The organism is Mycobacterium sp. (assembly GCF_040509115.1).
Taxonomy (GTDB): Bacteria; Actinomycetota; Actinomycetes; order Mycobacteriales; family Mycobacteriaceae; genus Mycobacterium.
This window is the reverse complement of record NZ_JBEVLO010000121.1, coordinates 1-4,328: the sequence shown is the minus strand read 5'-3', so window position 1 is coordinate 4,328 and position 4,328 is coordinate 1. Positions and strand designations below refer to the sequence as shown.

General features: G+C 63.6%; 4 protein-coding genes and 1 pseudogene. All 5 read right to left on the bottom strand.

The window, feature by feature from the left end; all coding sequences use genetic code 11:
• Nucleotides 1–285, bottom strand: a pseudogene (locus ABW137_RS09385) (hypothetical protein); the annotation flags it as partial.
• Between the two features lie 31 nt (nt 286–316).
• Entirely contained in the window at nt 317–1,192 is an 876-nt protein-coding gene (locus ABW137_RS09380) for an alpha/beta fold hydrolase (protein WP_526399161.1), read from the bottom strand.
• A 33-nt stretch (nt 1,193–1,225) separates the two neighbouring features.
• The gene (locus ABW137_RS09375; RefSeq protein ID WP_526399159.1) at nt 1,226–2,086 is read right to left on the bottom strand and encodes an alpha/beta hydrolase; all 861 of its coding nucleotides are present in this window, start codon (nt 2,084–2,086) and stop codon (nt 1,226–1,228) included.
• A 180-nt stretch (nt 2,087–2,266) separates the two neighbouring features.
• Entirely contained in the window at nt 2,267–3,223 is a 957-nt protein-coding gene (locus ABW137_RS09370; RefSeq protein WP_526399157.1) for a helix-turn-helix transcriptional regulator, read from the bottom strand.
• Between the two features lie 139 nt (nt 3,224–3,362).
• Nucleotides 3,363–4,250 carry a helix-turn-helix transcriptional regulator gene (locus ABW137_RS09365; RefSeq protein WP_526399155.1) on the bottom strand — a complete coding sequence of 296 codons (888 nt, stop codon included), beginning with the start codon at nt 4,248–4,250 and terminating at the stop codon, nt 3,363–3,365.
• Nucleotides 4,251–4,328: the final 78 nt, after the last annotated feature.

The following is a 4,328-nucleotide window of genomic DNA, read 5'->3' as shown; positions in this document are numbered from 1 at the left end:
TGCTGCTTCCAACCTCACGGCAATGTCGGGCCAGAGCGCCAGCCCGGTGATGGGTTGCGGGTTGCGATCAAACTGATCGGCGCGGATCAGGTCGACATGAGCGATGAAGAAGTCGGGGTTGGCGGACTCAAAGACCACCACCTTCACCGAGTCCCCGCCCTCCCAGGCACTCAGCGCGGCACTCAGTTCGCCAACGAGCTCGGGGTCGAACAGGTTCAGCGGCGGATTGTCGATGACGACGTGTTGGTAGCCCGGTACGGGTTCAGTGATGGTCAGAATGGGCATGATGCAACTTCTTTCGCGGCTGAGGTGGGTCTCACGGGGCTGGCGTGTGGGTGACGAAGCTGGCGATGAGATCCGCGCTCATTTCGGGGTACTGGTGCTGGGGTGCGTGCCCGCTCTCGGGCCAGGTCGCCACGAACAGGGTCGGCCATACGTCGTTGAGGGCGTACCAGTTCTCCACCGGGAACACCAGGTCGTGGTCACCCGAGAGGGCCAGCACCGGGATGTCGGTAGTGGTGAAGAACTGTGAGTAGGCGCCATCGGGATCGGGGAACGGCGTGCTCGGATCGGTCGAGGCGATTAGCGAGTCGTTGAACACCTCTGCCGGGGTGGCGAAGTCGGTGACATGTGTCCGTTCGGCGATGCGTGCCAACGACGCGTCACCGAGGGCTCGGCTGCGCGCCGAGTTCGGCTCGAAGAACAGGATGTACTCGTCGTCGATGCTGTACTGCGGCTTGATCGCCGTGGGGAAGAACAGGTCCTCCGAAGGCTTGACCATCAGTCCCGGTGGCATGGTGCCGATCGCCAGCAGGTGGCTGACCTTCTCGGGATGCAAGGCGGTGAACACCATGGCGGCGAAACCGCCGAGGGACCATCCGCCGATGATCACCCTGCCAAGGTCGAGGGCGTCGACGAGATCGTTGACGTCATTGGCCATGTCGGTCTTGCCGTAACTGGGCTGGCCGGTGGAATGGCCCAGCCCGGAGTAGTCGAACACGGTGACGGTGAAGTGCTCGGCCAGCTTGTCGAGGAACAGCGGGTCCCAGCTGTCCATGGTGCCGCGCAGTCGAATGCAGAGCACCAGGTTCGGACCGGCGCCGAACGTGCGGAAGGCCAGGGTGCGGCCGTCGACGTCGACGGTCTGATTCGGTGCGGTTAGTGCGGTGATCTTGTCTGTGGCAGTGGTCATTGCACTCCTATCCGGGGTTCGCGCTCGGTGGGCTCAGGCGAAGCGTTTGGCGAACTTCAGTGCTTCGTCGGCGACACCGGGCCAGCCATGGTCGATCACCAGCGAGTGCCCGCGGTCCTCGACCTCGACGTACTCGGTCGTCTCGGGGTTCTTGAGTTGCTTCTTGTAGCTGCCGTAGGTGAACGCCTTGGGTGCGGTGGTGTCCTTGGTTCCGGAGATGATGAGCAGCGGACCGCGGTTGGGGTTCCTGACGTCGACCTTGCAGGCGTTGCTGAAGCTGAAGTTGGCCAAACCCGCTTGGAACAGTGGGATGCCGGAGGCCGGCACGTGGTGGGTGTCGTATAGCTGGCGGTTCTCGGCCTCGGAGAGGTTGTTTCCCCACCCGTATTTGAACTGCTCGAAGGTCAACGTGATTGCCTTCTTGCGGTTGGCGGGGTTCTTGAGCACCGGGAAGCCGGACTTGAGTGCCGAGAATGGCAGTGGAAGAACGCCTTTGATGGGTGCGTTGTCGATGGCGATGGTCGCGGCGGCGGCCCCTTCGTTGGCGATCTTCTGGACGATCAAGCCGCCGAAGGAGTGCCCGATGACGACGGGCTTCTGCCGCAGCCCGGACATGACGGCCAGGTAGTGATCGGTGACGGTCTGAACGTCCTTGCCCGCGAACACCGAGGGGGTGGCGTAGGCCTCTTGCCGGGTGCGGGGGTCGTCGGGCCAGCCCGGCGCGAGCGTGGTGTAGCCGTTCTCCTCGAACAGTGTGCGCCAGCCGTCCCAACTGCTCGGCAACAGCCACAGGCCGTGCACGAAGACCACCGGTCGCAGGCCCGACGCGTTGGCGCGTTCGACTTCGGCGAGTTCCCATTGCGTCACGTTCTGGGTTTCGTGCTTTCCGGACATCGGTTGCGCTCCCTGGGGGTTGAGGTGGTGGGCATTGGTGGGCGTTGGTGATGACGCTATGCAACGGGTGGTCTGCCGGTCTTGATCAGATGCGCACTCAAACCGTGCATTTCGTGCACGGCCGCACGGCCGCACGGCCGTGGCCCAGGGCACTCCGCCCAGGTGCGGGATGAGTCGGTGTCAGACAGAACCGAGATGGTTCTTGCGATACTCGCGCGGGCTCTCCCCGAAGAGTCGGCGGAACGCGCGGGTGAAGTTGGCCTGGTCGGGAAAACCCCAGCTGTAGGCGATCTCGGCGATCGTCCGTTTGGCCCCGTCGGGGCGGATCAGTTCGCGGGCGGCACCTTCGACGCGCTGGCTGCGCACCCAATCACCGAGGGTGATGCCGTGCTTGGACAGGATCAGATAGGCATACCGTTCGGAGATGCCGTGCTCCTTGGCCAGTCGCGCAATGTTCAGATCCGGATCGCGCAGGTGCATCTTCAGATACTCGATCATGCGCAGGCCGAGGCTTTCGTGCAATGGCTCGCGAGCACGGTAGTCGTCGCCGGCGGTGACGGCGAACAGAGCGCGCAGCATCTCCAGGGTGGGCCGCTCCAGAGCCTGGCGTTCGGCGTCGGGCAGGTACACCGCGTGCGAGCCGAGGTCCACCAGATAGCGGGCCACGATCGAGCCCAGCGTGTGACCGCGGCTGATCAGTTGTCCCAGTTGATGATCCAGTACCCCATCGGGTAGTTCTAGCGCGTCGTAATCGACCATGAAGGTGTGTTTGGCTACGTTGTCGAAGGTAGCGCTGTAGGGCCGCGTCGAACTGTACGGAACGACGTCGCCGCGGCTGGCGTCGGTGATGGTGTCGTTGTGCTGGAACACCGAATTGCCGGAGGTGACGACCGACAGCATCATGGTGCGTTGGTGGTCCTCGTCGACGCGGTGTGCGCCGCGGTGCACCATCGCTCCGCGGCCGTTGCACGAGACCATGAACAGTCGTCCGAAGAAGTCCGCGGTCGTCGATACGTGCAGCTCGTCGACGGGGATCGTGGACACGTCGATCGGCACGGGGTTCTGCTGCAGCAATTCCCGTAACGCAGGCTCGCGGTCAGCGGGCTCGATCTCGTCGAGGTCGAAGGTCAACGGCATGAAAATCCCTCCGTTGCAACGAGGACGGTTGGCAGAGGCTAACCCCTGTCGGGGGCCAAGAATCGACTCTGCGTGCACAGATCTGGTCCGTGCGTGCACGCGTTCCTCAGGAGGGATCGCGCAGCCGTTGTCGGCGTGCCTAGCGGTTGCGCCACTCCCGCGGAGTCATGCCGTAGGTAGCCCGAAAGCGGCGACCGAAATGCGTGGCATCACTGAAGCCGCAGGCCCGCCCGATCGCCGCCACCGTCAGGTGACGTTTAGCCGGGTCGGCGAGTTGGTTGCGCGCACGTTCCAGGCGCCGCTGAAGAATGCGGTTCGCCAGACTGAGCTCCTGGTTTCGCCACACGTTGTAGAGATGACGCACGGAGATGCTGTGGGCCGTCGCGATCACCTCGGCATTGAGTGCCGGATCAGTGGCGTGCGCGTCGATGTAGATGTTGATGCGATCCACCAAGGTGGCCGCCAGTGTCTCCCCAGTCCGAGGGTCGTCGGCGGCCGCGCAGATGAGTGCACGGGTCAGTTCAATCGTGGTCGAGAACAGCTGCTCCATCGACGTCGGCGAGTCCCTCGCGATCTCACATGCACGCGTCAGGTAATCACCGACAAGGTCATGCAGCGGGTTCGCCGAGGTGAGATTCCGACTCGCCCTGGCCACGGTGTCCATGGGCAGATCGAGTGCTGACCTATCGATGTTGATGGCGATCGTGGAACCGAAATCCCACCGGCGATGCTCGTAGGCGACAGCTTGGTTCACGAGAAGCAATCCCGGCGAAGCACCCGAGACATGGTCCGTGCGGTACTGGTTGAACGTCCAGCTACTGGGGCTCAAGAGCGTCAAAGCGATTTGCTCCGAGGCGATTTGCGCTTGGCGGTGGGTACGCTCCAGCCACAACCCGGTGCCGACACGATGCATCAGCGTGGCGCCTGATCGGTCGAGCTTCCAGACATGCATCTTCGCCTCGACCGTGGCCATCTGAAACGGCATGACCTTCGCAACGATTCCTGCGCTGCGCATCGCCTCGCGCAATGCGTCAGCCCTATCCCCCTGGGGTAGGGCCGTCGTGTCCAGAACCAAGCTCACCAGCCCATCGTGCCAGGTAGTCGC

What these genes read in the sequence shown, in the direction of transcription:
- ABW137_RS09370 (WP_526399157.1), bottom strand. Translation starts at nt 3,223, where the DNA reads ATGCCGTTGACCTTCGACCTCGACGAGATCGAGCCCGCTGACCGCGAG.
- ABW137_RS09375 (WP_526399159.1), bottom strand. Translation starts at nt 2,086, where the DNA reads ATGTCCGGAAAGCACGAAACCCAGAACGTGACGCAATGGGAACTCGCC.
- ABW137_RS09380 (WP_526399161.1), bottom strand. Translation starts at nt 1,192, where the DNA reads ATGACCACTGCCACAGACAAGATCACCGCACTAACCGCACCGAATCAG.